Genomic DNA, 13700 nt, shown 5'->3' with positions numbered 1-13700 from the left:
GTGGAGTGCTCGGTGTTTCTCGGACCGTGGTTTTTGGTGGTCTCAGGCTGCGTGTTTGCGGCTTCTCAGCTCGTGTTCGACCTCGTTGGGGGTGCGGTAGCCGAGCGTTGAGTGGAACCGTGTGTGATTGTAGGTCAGTTCGATCCACGAGGCAACATCGTTGATGGCCTTTTCTCGTGTGGGGTACACCGTGCGGTGGACGCGTTCGTTCTTCAGGGTGGCGTTGAATGATTCGGCCCAGGCGTTGTCCCAGCACACTCCCGTGCGGCCTACGGAGGGGCGGATCTTGTGGTGCTCCAGGTGCCGGGCGAATTGCTGTGAGGTGTACTGGCTGCCCCGGTCGGAGTGGAAGATCGTGACGTTCTTCTGGTGGGGGCAGCGGCGCACGGCCATATCGATGGCGTCGCAGACGAGGTCGGTTCTCATGTTGTCGGCCATGGCGTAGCCGATGACCTTCTTGGTGCAGCAGTCCAGGACGGTGGCCAGGTACACGAACCCGACCCACGTGCGGATGTACGTGATGTCCCCGACCCATTTGAGTCCGGGGGTCCGGGCGGTGAAGTCCCGGCCCACGAGGTCGGGGCGGGTGTCGATGTCGTCGGCGGGGACGGTGGTGCGGACCTTCCGGCGCGGTTGCGCGGCTCTCAGCTCCTTCTCGCGCATGATGGAGCGGACCGTGTCCGCCGAGACCGTCACGCCCTTGCGGTGCAGTGCGGCGGTGACGCGCCGGTACCCGTAGGTCATGTCCGAGGCGTTGAACTCGGATTCGACCATCAGGGTCAACTTCCTCCTTCTGACCTTCGTGGCGGAGTCGGGCCGGCCGAGCCAGTCGTAGTATCCGGACTTGGACACTCCGACCAGCTTGCACATGGATGCGACTGGGCAGTTGCCTTCTTCGCGGCGGATGAGCTCGTAGCGCTCGCTCACCGACGTTCTTTCGCGAAGAAGGCCGCTGCTTTTTTCAAGAACTCGTTCTCCGCCCGCAGCTCCCTGTTCTCCGCCCGCAGCCTGGCGATCTCGGCCGATTCGGCGGCGGCTTCGGGGTCCTGGGCCTCGGCGTCCTTCCTTCTGCGCTTGGCGACCCAGACCCCCACGGTCTGCGGAACCAGGTCGTAGGAGGCGGCCACGGACGCGATCGTGCGCTCCTTCTCCAGGATCTCGCGAACGACCTGCTCCTTGAACTCATCGGAGTATTTGGTTCTGGTCATGAACTCATCCTATCCTGTCACGGGAAGAAACTCTTCCCAAGTCCAGAGGACTCCGCTCACTCCAACGATCCTCCCGGAGCGCCAGAATCGGGAACCGGCGGGGCCGTCGACCGCTCCGACGCACCGCGAGAACCGGCCCCGGCGACCGCCTCCGACCCCCTGGGGCGCGCAGCCCGCCAGCGGGGCGGCGGTTCAGAGGAGTTCGAAGAGGATGATGGTGTAGGAGGCGGCGGTGATGGCGGTCCACATGAGGATGCCGAGTACGAAGCCCTTGATCATGGCGTTGTTGTAGGCGTTGGTGACGACGCCGAGGCTCCGGGCGGTGCTGTTGGCGGTGAGCATGGGGAGCAGCCCGAACAGTCCGAAGAGGAGGCTGACCCAGAATGTGGGTCGTGTGGTGGGCAGCATGGCGGCGATGTCGGTGTCGTTCAGGGGCTTGCCGTCGGGGCCCGTGACCTGCGTCGTGCGCGCCAGGATCGTCGGTCGGCCGGCGACGGCGCTGGGCTTCCAGGCAGGTGCGGTCCACGTGCCGGCGCACCACTGCCTGAAGGACGCGCAGAAAACCGGCACCACCAGTGCGATCAGAAGCACTGCCGACGGAATGGAGAACACCGGCATGTCTAAACCGAACATAACACCGAGCCCGGTCCCCGCCACCGTAAACACCCCCAGTGCGACCGCCAGAATGCGCATAATAATAACCTTCCTATGGAAGATCATGAGCGCGAGCAGGGCGATGCCGCAGACGAGGGTAGCCGCTCTGATTGCGATCAACGGCCAAACGATGTTGATCCACATTATGAGCAACTTTGTGGCCATCAACCATATCGCCGCCATTGCGAGGGCGCTCGCCGCGACGGCACTGCGGGGCGTGCGCGTGCGATGGGGAAGCCGCCCCCACAGGCACATGCAGGCAGTCGCCAGCGTGATTATCAGCGCGGTCGCGTGAAATATATCCGTGATGACGGTACTGTACCAGAAATGGTAAAATAGAGTTGAAATGAAAACAGGGGCGAGGGCGGTAGCCGCTACGAATGCGCTCGGCGCCGCCTTCCTGCAGGTCTGGACAACGCCGACGATGGTGAGTGCGAGCGGACTGAGCAGGAAGAATGTGCTCATATTAGTGAAAAGCCACCACTCCTCAGCATTACCCCACATCATCGAGTCCCACGGTACGTCCAGATATCGCAGTACGAGCGCCGCGGCCCCCGTAATGGCCGCGAGCACTCCGAGAACGAGGACCGTCCACCACTGGCCGCGGGACCACTGCGGCGCATCGCCGGCGGGTGCCGCCGCCTGAAGAGTGCGGGGGCTTGCCGTGACGGCGGGTGGCGGGGGTACGGGGGCCGCCGGTGGTGCGGGCACCGGGGCGGCGGGGCCCGCGCCCGCGGGAGCCGGTCCGACGTGAGCGGGGACGACCGGAATTGAACCGGTGGAGGCGGAACTGACGGGGACCGGCCCGGTGGGGAAAGGGGTGACGGGGAGTGAGCCGGTGGGCGCTGGCCCGGTGGGGAATGGGCTGATGGGGAGTGGGCCGGTGGGAACCGATCCCGTGGGCACTGGCCCGGTGGGAACCGGCCCGGCGGGGAACGGTCCCGTGGCCACTGGGGCGGGCACCGGACCCGTGGAGGCCGCGGCGGGTGGTGCGGGTACGGGGGCCGCCGGTGGCGCGGGCACCGGCCCCATGGAAGCCGTGGCGGCGGGTATTGGAGTGGCGGGCGCCGGACGGTCGCCGGTTGAGGGCGGCGGACTCCCCGGAGCAGTCGGGACTGGAGCGGCTGGAGCCGCAGGATCCTGCGGGACCGGAGCCGAGGCGGGCGCGGCCGCGTCGGTGGCGCTCTCGTCGGCTGCGGGTTCCGCGTCGACGGCATCCTCGTCGGCCGCGGGCCCTGTATCGGCCGCGGGTTCCGCGTCGTCGGGAGTGGTCACGGGATCCTGCTGAGGGCCGACGTCAGCGGGGGAGTCACCGGTGCTGGCCTGCGCGGCGTCGGCGTCCGCCCGAGGATCGCTGTCAGCGGGGGAGTTGCTCATGGAGGCGATGCTATCGCCCGCCCCGCGCCCCAACGGACCGCCGTGACCGCAGCGGCGGACACCGGGCCGTCCCGCGCTGCGACCCGCCGACCCGGACCGGGCGAGCCCTCCCGCCCGCCCAGCGGCTCACTGGTTGCCGTGCAGGTCCGCGTTGAGCTCGATGCCCTTGCCGCCGCGCGCCAGCGCCTCCACGGCGCCCGACTGCGAATTGCGGCGGAAGAGCACGTTCGAGGCGCCCGCCAGCTCGCGCGCCGAGATGACCCGCGGCTCCTTGAACAGCCCGTGCGGCCCGGGGATGACGCCGCCCGAGGGCAGCAGGGACACCTTCGTGCCGGCCGTCAGGTACAGGCCCGCCTCGACGACGCAGTCGTCGCCCAGCGGGATCCCCAGGCCGGAGTTGGCCCCCAGCAGGCAGCGCTCGCCCAGGGCGACCCGCTGGCGCCCGCCGCCCGAGAGCATGCCCATCGTCGAGGCGCCGCCGCCGACGTCGGACCCGTCCCCGATGACCACGCCCTGCGAGATCCGCCCCTCCACCATGGAGCGCCCCAGCGTGCCGGCGTTGTAGTTGACGAAGCCGGCGTGCATGACCGTGGTGCCCTCCGCCAGGTAGGCGCCCAGGCGCACATGCGCGGCATTGCCGATGCGCACCCCCGAGGGCAGGACGTAGTCGGTCATGCGGGGGAACTTGTCCACCGAATTGACCTGGACCGAGCGGCCCAGGGCGGCGCGCAGGCGCGTGCGGGTGGTCTCGAAGTCCTCCGCGGCGCAGGGCCCGACCGAGGTCCACACCACATTGGGCAGACGGGAGAAGATCCCGTCCAGGTTGACCGTGTTCGGCTCGACCAGCCGGTGGGACAGGACGTGCAGGCGCAGGTAGGCGCCCGCCACCGTCTGGGGGGCGTCGTCCAGGTCCGCCCAGGTGCGCACCACGCTCGTGTGCACCCCGCGGGCCGCGTCCTTGATCTCCATGGCCGTCAGCCGCGCCAGCAGCTCGGCATCGCCGTCGTCGGGCGCGTCCCCCAGGATCGGCCGGGGGTACCAGACATCGAGGGTGTTGCCGTCGTCGGTCACGGTCGCCAGACCGAGGGCCCATGCGCTACGAGTCGTCATGGCGCCCACTTTACGGGACCGGGCCCCGCGCGCGCCGCCCTTCCCGGATCGCGGTCATGCGAGAATCGGGCTCATGGCGCGCACCACGATCCACCTCATGCGGCACGGCGAGGTCCACAACCCCGAGGGCGTCCTCTACGGCCGCCTGCCCGGCTACCACCTGTCCGCCCTCGGCCGCGAGATGGCCGCTCAGGTCGCCGACGTCCTGTCCGCCTCCGGGCACGACGTCGTCGGCGTCGTCACCTCTCCCCTCGAGCGCGCCGTGGAGACCGGGGCCCCCACGGCCGCCGCCTTCGGCCTGCGGGCGGACGCCGACGCCAGGCTCACCGAGGCCGACAACCGCTTCGAGGGCGTGCCCGTCAACCGCAACCGCTGGCTGCTGGCCCACCCCAGGTACTGGGCGTATTACCTCAACCCCCTGCGCCCGAGCTGGGGGGAGTCCTACGCCGACCTCGTCGTGCGCGTGTCCGCCGCCGTGCGCGACGCCCGCGCGCGCTTCGCCGGGCACGAGGCGCTCCTCGTGTCCCACCAGCTGCCCATCTGGGCGACCCGCCTGTGGCTGGAGGGCCGCCCGCTCGCCCACGACCCCCGGCGCCGCCAGTGCTCCCTGGCCTCGCTGACCTCGCTCACCTTCGACGACGCCACCCTCGTGGGCCTGTCCTACTGGGAGCCGGCCGGGGACCTGCTGCGCCGGGCCGAGGACATGGTCCCCGGGACCTCCGCCGCCGCCGAGAAGATCGGGCGGGCCGGGGCGGAGGAGACGGGACCGGAGAAGGCGGTGCCGGGGCGGGCCGGGGCGGAGGAGACCGGACCGGGGGAGACCCAGGCGTGACCGGCGCCGAGATCGTCCCCGCCGGAGTCGGCGGGCCCGGCGGGGACTCCGGTCTGGACCGCCCCGCCCGGCCCGGCGGCCCGGGCCGCGCCGCGGCGCCCGCCCGGCCCGCCGTCCGGCGGGAGTGGACCGGGCAGGACTTCGTGTGGTGGAACACGGCCGGGGTGCTCACCGCTCTGGCGCGCGGCCGGCGCCCCAACCCCGTCTCGCCCGTCATCGACCCGGTGCGCCGCGCCTTCGCCGCCGACGAGGTCATGCTCGCCACCTGCGACGCCGAACTGCTCGTGTGGCGCCGGGGCGACGCCGTCTACAACCCCTCGCGCGGCTTCTTTCTCGCCGGCGGGCCCGTGGGCCTGGCACTGACGGCCGCCTTCTTCGGCGGACAGGCCTACCTCAACTCCCGCCGCCGTCGGGCCGCGCGGGCCGACGCCGTCGAGAAGTGGCGCCACCTGGCCAATGCGCGCCTGACCGTGTCCACCCACGGGATCTACCTGGGCACGGGCGAGGGCATCATGCCGATCTCCTTCGCCGACGTCCAGGAGGTCCAGCTCACCGGCACCGGCGAGGTCGTCATGGCGGCCGCCAACGCCAACGGCTCGGCGCGCTGGAAGCTGCGGGGGCAGTGGGCCGAGCTCGTCCTCGTCCTGTGGTCGGCGCGCTACCTGCCCGAGCACCCGCAGGTCGCCGGGCGCACCTGGCTGCCGGGGGACTGGTTCGTCCACGCCGCCGCCCACGGCTACGACGTCGACACCTCCGCCTGGCCGCGCCTCATCCCGCCGGCGCTGCGCTGAACGGCGCCGCTGCGCTGGGCGGCGTTGTGCTGCGGCGCTGAGTTGCGCCGGGCGGCGCTCAGGAGCGCGAGCCGTCGCCGTCGGAGGCCCGCGGCTTCCCGTCCGCGTCCGGCTCCCCGTCGCCGTCCGCCGGGCCGTCGTCGGCGTCGTCCCGGTCCTCGGCGCGGCGACGCCGGCGGATGTCCCGCTCCAGGCGCTGCAGGAACTCCGGGTCGTCGTCGGGCGCCACCGGGCGCGGGCGCTCGGGGCGGCGGAACTGCGTGCCCTCCTTCGAGGACCACACCGTCGGCTCGACGACCCCGCCGCGCTCCTCGGCCGCCTTGACCCGGCTGACGATGATCCACGCGATCGGGCCGATCCCCACGACGAACACGATGAGGACGATCCACATGACCTTGGGCATGCGGGCCGGCATCAGCTCCTCCGGCGTGCGGGCGCAGTCGAGGAGGGCGTAGATCGTCAGCGCCAGGACGAGGACCGGGAGAAGAGCACGCATGGGCGCATCCTATCCGCAGGCCCGAGCGGGCCACGGAACATCGGGGCGGCCCGCCCCGCGTCCGCTCGGCCGCAGAGACGGGGCCGCCCGACGGGTCCGGCGCGCCATGGGGCGAGATCCCCGTACGGGCGCGGCGCCGTCGGAACTAGCCTGGGTCGATCCGCCCACCACCAGGAGCAGCGTCCATGTCGCAGCAGGCCCTCCCGAACCAGGACCCCGGGCGCCGCGGGCGCCCCGGCTACTACGGCGTCCCGCCCGCCTCCGCGGCGGCCGCTGTCCCCGCGGCGTTCCCCGCCCCCGCGGCCACCGTCTCCGCTGGCCTGCCGCCCGGGGACGGTCCGATCCCCCTCACGCAGGGTTCGGTCGTCCTCCGCCGGTGGGCCACACCCTCCTCCGCGGTCACCACGGTTCTCATGGTGATCGTGGTCGTATCGGCCGGGGTTCTCCTCCTCGCGTGGGGGTTCTTCCGCCTCACGAGCGGTGGGGACGCCATCGATCTGCCCCGCAGGATCACCGTCGCCCTCCTCCCGGGCCTGCCCGGCCTGCTCCTCCTGGCCGCCGTGCCGCTCATGCTGAGCAGGCGCACCGTCCTGGACGCCCGCGGGATCCACGTGAGCGGCGTGCTCGGCACCAGGGACCACCCCTGGCCGTCCTCGCGCAGGAGCTTCCATGTGCGCGTGACCAGCGCGGGTCTCGTGAACCTGGTGGAGAGCGCAGAAGGGGGGATCGGGTGCCTGATCGGCGTCGTCATGGTCATGGCCGTATTCCTGATCATTAAGAGGGCCAAGATCGTCATGGCGACTCCCGAGGGCAGGGCGGTTCGCCTCACCGGCCTGACCCGGGTGGGGGTCTCGAGAAGACGGCTCCAGGCCGGGGGCGCGGCGGATCTCGACAGGATCTGGGCCTGGGCCGTCGCGCGCGGCTACGCCCGGGAGACGGGGCGCTACACCGAGCTGCGCGGCCCGCGCAAGAGGCTCCAGCTCCAGCGCCAGCGCCGGGAGCAGGAGCGGCGCCACGGACTGATCTGAGACCCGCCCCGGCGTAGTAGGCTCCGCCCCAGTCCCGAGGAAGAGGTTCTCATGAGCGCCAGCGGAACCGCGCAGCGGTCCGGTGCGGGTCCGCGCGCCACCAGCTGGGCGGAGGTCGTGCGCCTGCGGACCCTGCCGGCGGCCGTCGCCCCCGTCATCCTGGGGGCGGGCGCCGCCGCGGCCCTGGGCGCCTTCTCCCCGGTGCGCAGCCTGCTCGCCGCCGGCGTCGCCCTGGCCCTGCAGATCGGCTGCAACCTCGCCAACGACTACTCCGACGGCGTGCGCGGCGCCGACGACGAGCGCACCGGCCCGCCGCGGCTGACCGCCTCCGGCGCCGTCGCCCCCCGCACGGTCAAGCTCGCCGCCTTCGGCTGCTTCGGCGTCGGCGGGCTGCTCGGCCTGGCCCTCGTCGCGCTCAGCGGCCAGTGGTGGCTGCTCGCGGTGGGCGCCGCCGCGATCGCCGCCGCCTGGTTCTACACCGGCGGGCCCCGCCCCTACGGCTACGCGGGCCTGGGCGAGGTCTTCGTGTTCGTGTTCTTCGGGCTGGTCGCCACCGCGGGCACCGCCTACGTCCAGGGCGGGACCGCCCCGGGCTGGCTGTGGGCGGCCGCGGGCGGCGTCGGGCTCATCGCCTGCTCCCTGCTCATGGTCAACAACCTGCGCGACATCGACACCGACCCCGCGGCGGGCAAGCGCACCCTGGCGGTGCGGCTGGGCGCCGGGCGCGCCCGCGCCGCCTTCATCGCCATGCTGTGGGCGCCGGTGGCCGCGGGGGCGGCGGCGGTCGTCTGGGCGCACCGGGCCCTGGGCGGGTCGGGGGCCGTCTGGCTCGTCGCCCTCGCCGTCGTCATCGCGGTCCTCGGCGCGGCGGCGGCGCGCGCCGGTGGCACCGTCCTGGCCGGCGCCACCGGCCGGGCGCTCATCCCGGCGCTGCGCGACGCGGGCCTGTACGAACTCCTCTACGGCGTCGCCCTGGCCGCGGCGCTCGTCCTGGCGAGCAGATAGGAGATGAGTAGGTGAAACGCCGGAGCGAACCGCCCCCGACGGCCCCGGACCCGGCCATCGCCGCCGCCAACCCGGCCGGGTATTCCATACCGCCCGGCACGTGCGCGCGGATCGGTCCGACCGCCGTCGTCCCCAACGGCCTCCTCGGGCGGGAGTCCTTCACCTGGAGGTTCTGGCGGACGCCGTCGTGGCTGCTCACGTTCATCCTGTGCGCCCCTGTGGGTGCGGCGATGCTCCTGGGGACCGTCATGGGCCTGATCGAGGGCGGCGTCCGCTGGTGGATGCTGCTGACCGGCGGCGTCGGCCTCCTCCTGTGCGTCACCGTCCTCAACGCGCTCGCGGGGCGCACCCGCGCCGACGCCGACGGGCTGGCGGTGCGCACGCTGTTCACGCGGCGCCGCCTGCCGTGGCGGGAGGTGCCCGGCGCCCTCGGAACCCGGGCGTGGGCCGGTGCCCGGGGGACGAGGGGGGCGTGCGTGACCGTCATCGGCCCCGGCGGCTGGCGCCGGGCGGATGTGCCCGGCACGACCCGGGTCGGCTTCTCCGACCGCGCACTCGAGCGCGCCGAGGCCGACCGCGACGGCATCCTCGCCTGGGCCCTGGGGCAGGGGTACCTGACCCACGCCGACCTGCGCCTGTGAGGCGGGGCGGAGACGCGCCCGGAGGCGGCCCGATCAGGCCGTCAGCACCTCACTTGGCGCCGGATGCGCTGCCGCTGGCGCCGTCGGACATGCGGTCGCCGTCGGACATGCGGTCGCCGTCGGACATGCGGTCGCCGTCGGACATGCGGTCGCCGTCGGACATGCGGTCACCGTCGGACATGCGGTCACCGTCGGACATGCGGTCGCCGCTGGCACCGTCGGACATCGAATCACTCGGCGTCGACGTCTCCTGCATGGCCGGCTTGTTCTCCCCGGCGTCCGCGGAGCCGCAGGCGGCGGTGCCGGCCGCGAGGGCGGCGATGAGGAGGGAGGCGGACAGAATACGGCGGATACGCATGGGATCTCCTTGAAATGCGAGGGGCCGTCGATCGCGGTGACGCGTCGTCGACCGTGGTGATGTGAATGGGAGCGCCGGTGGGCGCGCCGTCATCAGGGATTCGGAGCGGGAGAGGGCGCGGATTGGGCGGATCGAGTGAGCCCCATCACTGCTCGCCCGGGCATCCGATACGGGCGACGGCGACGAATACGGGGTGACTCGATCGCGAAGGAGGAACGACATGGTCAGTCTCGTTCTCATCGGCCTGCTCGGTGGCCTCATCACCAGCATCTCCCCCTGCATTCTTCCGGTCCTGCCGGTCATCTTCCTGTCCGGCGGCGCCCAGGGCGCCCGCGCCCGGGACGGGGACGAGGCGCCGGCCACCTCCAGGTGGCGGCCGTATCTCGTCGTGGCGGGGCTGGTCATCAGCTTCACCGCCTTCACCCTGCTGGGGTCGACGCTCCTCAACCTCTTGCACCTGCCGCAGGACGTCATCCGCTGGGCCGGAATCGTCCTCCTCGCCCTCATCGGCGTCGGAATGATCATCCCCAAGGTCATGGAGATCCTGGAGCGCCCCTTCGCGCGCTTCCAGCGATCCGGCTCGGCCGGCCCCTCCAACGGATTCCTCCTGGGCCTGGTCCTGGGGGCCGCGTACGTGCCCTGCGCCGGTCCGGTGCTCGCGGCCGTGTCCGTCGCCGGCTCCACCGGCCGGATCGGCGCCGACACCATCACCCTCGCCATCGCCTTCGGCCTGGGCACCGCCGTCCCGCTGCTCGCCTTCGCCCTGGCCGGACGCCGGCTCACCGAGAGGCTCAAGGCCTTCCGACGCCGACAGAGGGCCGTGCGCGTGAGCGCCGGAGCGCTCATGCTGGCCCTGTCGGCGGCGCTCGTCCTCAACCTGCCGGCCGTCCTCCAGCGCGCCCTGCCGGACTACACCGCCCCGCTCCAGGCCGGCATCGACAACGCGCTGCGCGGCGGCGAGGGCGCCGGCGAGGGCGGCCGGTGCGTCGACGGCGCCTCCGACCTCGCCCACTGCGGGCAGCTGCCCCGCATCGACGGCATCACCGCCTGGTTCAACACCCCCGGCGAGCAGCCCCTGACCGACGCCGACCGCGCCGGCAAGGTCACCCTCGTCGATTTCTGGGCGTACTCCTGCATCAACTGCCAGCGCTCCATCCCCGGCATCCAGAAACTCCACGAGGTCTACGGGGACGCGGGCCTGCAGGTCATCGGGGTCCACTCCCCGGAGTACGCCTTCGAGAAGGAGGTCGGCAATGTCCGCGGCGGCGCCGCCGACCTCGGCATCACCTACCCGGTGGCGGTCGACTCCGACCTGGTGACCTGGCGCAACTTCGACAACCACTACTGGCCCGCGCACTACCTCGCCGACTCCAGCGGCGAATTGCGCCAGGTCAAGTTCGGCGAGGGCGGCGAGGCCACCACCGAGAGGCTCGTGCGCGAGCTCCTGCGCCAGGCCAACCCCGGCGTGCAGCTGCCCGCCCCGGTGTTCGCCGACGACGAGCCCGACGTCAGCGGCCCGCGCACCCCCGAGACCTACCTCGGCTCCGCCCGCGCCGTCGGATTCGCCGGCGGACGGCTGGCCGATGGGACGTCGTCGTACGACTTCCCCGCCGAGCAGGCGGTGGACACATTCTCCCTCGACGGACGGTGGAAGGTGACCGCGCAGGCCATCTCGCCCGACGGCGGTCCCGCCCGCCTGCGCCTGCGCTACCAGGGCCGGCAGGTCAACCTGGTCGTCTCCGGGGAGGGGGACATCACGTACACGGCGGGCGGCGGCGAAAAGCGCACGATCCGCGTCTCGGGAGTCCCCAACTCGATCGAGCTCGTGAGCACGCAGGACACCCAGGAGGGCGCGCTCGAGCTCGAGGCGGGCGAGGGCCTGTCCCTGTACTCCTTCACCTTCGGGTGAACGGGCCGGGACTGCGGGGATTGCGGTGTCGGCCGGGCCCGCGGGGCGCGCACCCCGTACCATGCGACCGTGCACGACGAGGATCCGGATCGCGACCGCGACAACACCCTTATTGTCAGGGTCGCCGCCGGAGACCGCGACGCCTTCGCCGAGTTCTACGACCGCTGGTCGGGCCGGCTGTTCGCCCTCATCGTCCGGATCCTGGTGGACCGCGCCCAGAGCGAGGAGGTGCTCCAGGAGGTCTTCCTGGAGATATGGCGCAGCGCCGCCTCCTTCTCGCCGGAGAGGGGCAGCGCCCGGGCCTGGGCCGTGACCATGGCGCGGCGCCGGGCGGTCGACCGGGTCCGCTCCTCCCAGGCGGCCAGGGACCGCGAGGAGCAGTGGCGCGACTACATGCCCGACGTCGACCTCACCGTCCAGGCCGTGGAGGACTCCCTCGCCGGTGAGGACGTGCGCCGGGCCCTGGACGCCGTCGGCGAGCCGCAGCGCTCCACCCTGGTCATGGCCTACTTCACGGGCCTGACCCATACCGAGATCGCCCGGCGCACCGGCGTGCCGCTCGGCACGGTCAAGACCAGGATCAGGAACGGAATCGCACGACTTCGCAAGGAGATGGGGGCGGAATCATGACGGACCTCGAGCGGCGCCACCGGCCGGGGGAGGCCCCCGACGCCGTCCCGGCGGGCGTCGGGGCGGCGGGTGGCAGGACGGCGGGTAGCGGCCCGGCGAGTGGCGGGATGGCGGGCGAGGAGACGGGCGGTGAGGCGCTCGCGAGCGTCGGGGCGGCGGGCGGCGGGACGCTTGCGAACGACGGGTCGGCCACCGGCGGCCTGGCGAGCGGGGGCGGGGGCCCGGCCGAGGACGCTCCCGACGAGATCCTCGCCCGGCTCGGGGCGTCCCTGGAGCCGATCGATCCGCCTGCCTCGCTGCGCTCCGAACTGCTCAAGCGTATTGCGCACGAGCCGCAGATGAGGGAACCGGCGGGGACCGGGAGCTCCCGGTCCGGGCTGGTCGCAGGCGCGCCGGTTGATCCTGAGTCGGCCGAAACCGGGGCGGCCGAAACCGCGGTTGCCGAGGACGCGCCGGATGAGGCCGCGACCGCCGAACCTGAGCCAGCCGATTCCGCCCCGGCCGTCGAACCCGGAGCTCGGGGCGGGACCGTCGAACCCGACCCGACCGGAGCCGCGACCGCCGAACCCGGAGCTCGGGGCGGGACCGTCGACGGCCGGTCGGGCGCCGTCGTCCCCCTGCGTCCGCGCCGGCGCCGATGGTCCGCGATCGGACTGCGGGTCGCCGCGGCCGCGGCCGTCCTGTGCGTCGGCATCGGGGTGGGCCGGTGGACGGCGATGAGTTCCATGGCCCCCACCGAGCACTACGCCCACCTCAACCAGGCCCAGGACGTCCAGCGCGTGACCGACACCATGCCCGACGGTCACATCGCGACTCTCACCTGGTCGCGGGGCATGAGCATGACGGCGCTGAGCCTGCCGGACGAGATGATGGACGCCGCCCGCGGCGGCAGCCTCCAGGTCTGGCTGCGCAAGGGCGAGACCGTGAGCTCACTGGGCCTGTACGACCCGCAGTCGGGGACCGGCTTCACCTTCCTCGACCTCATGCCCGAGGCCGGGGAACAGGTCTTCATCACCCGGGAGCCCGCCGGCGGGTCCGACCAGCCGACGGGTGAGCCCCTGGTCACCTTCGACGTCCGCGCCGACGGTACGACCACCCGCCGCTCCCCGACGCCGGATGGCGGCGGCACCGACACTTGAGTGAGCCCTCGCCCGCTGCACGGCGTCCGGGCCCGGGCGCCTGGTATTCGGGCTCCGGACATCGATATTCGGACCGGTGAACCCAAATAATGAGGGACGACGGTCCGCTGGCGGGCTGTCGCCGGTCCTTGCTGGGATTCGTTGTTGCGGGGCGTTGGCGCGCTGGTGCGGGTGGGGCTCCTGTGGCGATCCGGGGCGGGGGCGTGTCCAAATCTGGGGTGCGTCTCTTAGTGTGGTGGCAATTCCCGCGGGGCTTCCGCCCGGGGTCGTCGGCACGGGCGGCGGGCATCGTGGGAGCCCTGTTCCTCAGCCAGATTCACAAGGAGTGCACCCACGATCCCCGCCACGAACCAGTCTGCCGTGTCCACGCTGATCCGGGAAGTCCTTGCCGACCCGGATCTGGCTCACGATGACGTCTTCCGCCGCCTGCTCCAGGCCGGGCTGCAGGATCTGGTCGACGCCGAGGCCGCCGCCGTGATCGGCGCGGGGCGCTACGAGCGCACCCCGCATCGCACCAACAGG

At 72.4% G+C, this 13700-nt stretch carries 15 protein-coding genes; 9 read left to right on the top strand and 6 right to left on the bottom strand.

Annotated features, from left to right (window positions below; genetic code table 11):
* Positions 1-42 precede the first annotated feature (42 nt).
* The 4 genes from G446_RS0112795 to dapD all read right to left on the bottom strand — a co-directional run bounded on the left by G446_RS0112795 (position 43) and on the right by dapD (position 4349).
* Entirely contained in the window at positions 43-927 is an 885-nt protein-coding gene (locus G446_RS0112795; RefSeq protein WP_026410436.1) for an IS3 family transposase, read from the bottom strand.
* A complete protein-coding gene (locus G446_RS0112790) occupies positions 924-1208 on the bottom strand; it encodes a transposase (RefSeq protein ID WP_026410321.1) in 285 nt (94 codons plus the stop codon). The genes G446_RS0112795 and G446_RS0112790 overlap by 4 nt, the downstream gene beginning before the upstream one ends.
* 192 nt (positions 1209-1400) lie before the next feature.
* Positions 1401-2327, bottom strand: coding sequence for a hypothetical protein (locus G446_RS20660; protein ID WP_034470603.1), 927 nt, complete (start codon positions 2325-2327; stop codon positions 1401-1403).
* A 1038-nt stretch (positions 2328-3365) separates the two neighbouring features.
* On the bottom strand, positions 3366-4349 hold the full coding sequence (dapD, locus tag G446_RS0112780; protein ID WP_026410434.1) for a 2,3,4,5-tetrahydropyridine-2,6-dicarboxylate N-succinyltransferase: 984 nt from the start codon (positions 4347-4349) through the stop codon (positions 3366-3368).
* A gap of 73 nt (positions 4350-4422) precedes the next feature.
* On the opposite strand from dapD, the gene G446_RS17925 reads away from it, so the two are divergent.
* Positions 4423-5181: a histidine phosphatase family protein gene (locus tag G446_RS17925; RefSeq protein ID WP_034470595.1), complete on the top strand. Its 759-nt coding sequence runs from the start codon at positions 4423-4425 to the stop codon at positions 5179-5181.
* The gene (locus tag G446_RS17920) at positions 5178-5972 is read left to right on the top strand and encodes a hypothetical protein (RefSeq protein ID WP_245574707.1); all 795 of its coding nucleotides are present in this window, start codon (positions 5178-5180) and stop codon (positions 5970-5972) included. The genes G446_RS17925 and G446_RS17920 overlap by 4 nt, the downstream gene beginning before the upstream one ends.
* Before the next feature lie 58 nt (positions 5973-6030).
* Here the strand turns inward: G446_RS17920 and G446_RS0112765 are convergent, their stop codons facing one another.
* Complete coding sequence (locus G446_RS0112765; RefSeq protein WP_026410433.1) at positions 6031-6468, bottom strand: PLD nuclease N-terminal domain-containing protein; 438 nt, start codon at positions 6466-6468, stop codon at positions 6031-6033.
* A 185-nt stretch (positions 6469-6653) separates the two neighbouring features.
* On the opposite strand from G446_RS0112765, the gene G446_RS18905 reads away from it, so the two are divergent.
* The 3 genes from G446_RS18905 to G446_RS0112750 are packed head-to-tail and all read left to right on the top strand — an operon-like array spanning position 6654 to position 9142.
* The gene (locus G446_RS18905; protein ID WP_051286002.1) at positions 6654-7496 is read left to right on the top strand and encodes a hypothetical protein; all 843 of its coding nucleotides are present in this window, start codon (positions 6654-6656) and stop codon (positions 7494-7496) included.
* Positions 7497-7547: 51 nt separating this feature from the next.
* Complete coding sequence (locus G446_RS0112755) at positions 7548-8501, top strand: 1,4-dihydroxy-2-naphthoate polyprenyltransferase (protein ID WP_026410432.1); 954 nt, start codon at positions 7548-7550, stop codon at positions 8499-8501.
* Between the two features lie 11 nt (positions 8502-8512).
* Positions 8513-9142 carry a PH domain-containing protein gene (locus G446_RS0112750; RefSeq protein ID WP_026410431.1) on the top strand — a complete coding sequence of 210 codons (630 nt, stop codon included), beginning with the start codon at positions 8513-8515 and terminating at the stop codon, positions 9140-9142.
* Between the two features lie 49 nt (positions 9143-9191).
* Here the strand turns inward: G446_RS0112750 and G446_RS0112745 are convergent, their stop codons facing one another.
* Complete coding sequence (locus G446_RS0112745; RefSeq protein ID WP_026410430.1) at positions 9192-9500, bottom strand: hypothetical protein; 309 nt, start codon at positions 9498-9500, stop codon at positions 9192-9194.
* Between the two features lie 220 nt (positions 9501-9720).
* Between G446_RS0112745 and G446_RS0112740 the strand changes: the two genes are divergently transcribed.
* The 4 genes from G446_RS0112740 to G446_RS19525 all read left to right on the top strand — a co-directional run.
* A complete protein-coding gene (locus G446_RS0112740) occupies positions 9721-11409 on the top strand; it encodes a cytochrome c biogenesis protein CcdA (RefSeq protein ID WP_026410429.1) in 1689 nt (562 codons plus the stop codon).
* Positions 11410-11478: 69 nt separating this feature from the next.
* A complete protein-coding gene (locus G446_RS0112735; protein ID WP_026410428.1) occupies positions 11479-12039 on the top strand; it encodes a sigma-70 family RNA polymerase sigma factor in 561 nt (186 codons plus the stop codon).
* Complete coding sequence (locus tag G446_RS17910; RefSeq protein ID WP_026410427.1) at positions 12036-13178, top strand: anti-sigma factor; 1143 nt, start codon at positions 12036-12038, stop codon at positions 13176-13178. Before G446_RS0112735 ends, G446_RS17910 begins: the two co-directional genes overlap by 4 nt.
* A 336-nt stretch (positions 13179-13514) precedes the next feature.
* The coding region (locus G446_RS19525; protein ID WP_026410491.1) for a transposase at positions 13515-13700 on the top strand (186 nt) is incomplete at its 3' end.

The organism is Actinomyces dentalis DSM 19115 (assembly GCF_000429225.1).
In the GTDB taxonomy this organism is placed as follows: domain Bacteria; phylum Actinomycetota; class Actinomycetes; order Actinomycetales; family Actinomycetaceae; genus Actinomyces; species Actinomyces dentalis.
This window is presented reverse-complemented; position numbering and strand designations above follow the sequence as displayed.